The following is a 1,674-nucleotide window of genomic DNA, read 5'->3' as shown; positions in this document are numbered from 1 at the left end:
GTTCAGGGAGTCTGACATCAAGAGCGCGGTAGCCTTTTTTAATATTTCATTCTCCATTTCAATGCGTTGTAGCTTTTTCCTCAGCTTACGTATTTCGATTTGTTCTGGTGTTATCGGAGAGGCTTTTGGTGTTTTGCCCTGACGCTCATCACGCAGTTGTTTGACCCATCTTGTCATTGTGGAAAGGCCAACATCCATAGCTTTGGCGGCATCTGCCACCGTGTATTTCTGGTCAACAACCAGTTGAGCGGATTCGCGTTTAAACTCTGCGCTAAAATTTCTTTTTTTCATTGGAGCACCTGTGTTGTTCTGAGGTGAGCATATCACCTCTGTTCAGGTGGCCAAATTCAGTGTGCCACTTCAAAAAAACCTTTTTTAAATCCTGACATACACAACTCCTTAACTAAAATAGATTACCACCAGACTTCCGCCTGGATGCCGGCCATAAACTCGTCTTTGCTGTTCTCATTAAACTTAAAATTCGATAATTCGTTATCCAGAATATTGATATACGTTCCATAGAAGCGAATTTCTGGTCGTGAACCTAAAATGCTTTCACCCACTTTCAATGCATGCCAGAGTGTCGTTTTATAAGCCGATTCATTTAGTGTTACACCCTGCTGAGTTTTGTTCTGTTGCTTAAACCAGCCTAATTCAAGCCCCGTCTGATTCCATGTATTCCAGATCCAGGCCGGTCTTATTACAGTGCGAATACTGTCAAAATCACTATGAGCACCACTTTCATAACTATAAACATCTTCGCCGTGAGAATAGACAAGCGCGTTAGCCATAATAATATTGTCAGTAAGATACATCTCGCCCTGAGAGATTAAACGCCAGGCGATCCCATTGGTATGATCACCATAGTAATAGCGACCATGCGCCATCGTATTACTGGCATCTGAGAAACTGGCAAAACTGCTGGCATAGGAATTATTGTCAACCTGTAACGTAAATTCATTAAACGTATCGCGTTGCAGGTTTTGCCGTAAAACAGAAGTCAGCATCCAGCTATCTTTCATTTCAAAATAACTGTTGTCATTTTCGTTATCTTGTTGTTGATCCGTTTTATTAGGTGCGGAATATTTAGCCATTAATGATAATGTCGCATCATCCCATAACGGGATATTGCGATAACGAACATCCACAGAATTGGTATTCATCTGGCTGGTACGCGAAAAATCACGAGAGTAAACATCGACATCATCACGGCTTAAGGACATATCAAACAGCCCTACACCAAGTGCCCAGTTTTCAATCCCCACACCCGCGGCGACATCCGTGGTTAAGGTTTTCCAGTCCAGCATCTGGATCTCATATTGCGGGAGTTTATGTTTGCCGACCCAGAAGTCTGCCTCTGGTGCGAAGGGTAAAAAACCTCGCGTTGTCAGGTAAATATCGCTGAACTGCATGATATTTTCATTGGCACTGTCACCAAACCAGGCATCGTTATACTGCTCACCCACGTTGCCATCATAGGTAACGACCGCATTTGCCGTTTTACCGTCCTGATTATAAACACGCTGATTTAAGGTCAGGTCAAACCAACCGCTCATCTCATTACCAAAACGTCCCAGTGAACCGCCCCGGGAATCCTGGAGACTAAACTTCCTGAGAAAGAGGTAAACAGGATGACTAAAAATACTCGTTTTTCCCCCGAAGTCCGTCAACGGG

At 43.5% G+C, this 1,674-nt stretch carries 1 protein-coding gene and 1 pseudogene; both read right to left on the bottom strand.

The window, feature by feature from the left end:
* Positions 1-291 (bottom strand): annotated as a pseudogene (locus tag BFF42_RS16310) (transposase); the annotation flags it as partial.
* A 122-nt stretch (positions 292-413) separates the two neighbouring features.
* Positions 414-1,674 (bottom strand): carbohydrate porin (locus BFF42_RS16305; RefSeq protein WP_252866572.1); only part of this gene is annotated, 1,261 nt, incomplete at its 5' end.

This window comes from Shigella sp. FC1661, assembly GCF_001712525.1.
Lineage (GTDB): Bacteria > Pseudomonadota > Gammaproteobacteria > Enterobacterales > Enterobacteriaceae > Escherichia > Escherichia coli.
The sequence above is the reverse complement of the archived record's forward strand: the minus strand, read 5'-3'. Positions and strand labels throughout refer to the sequence as shown.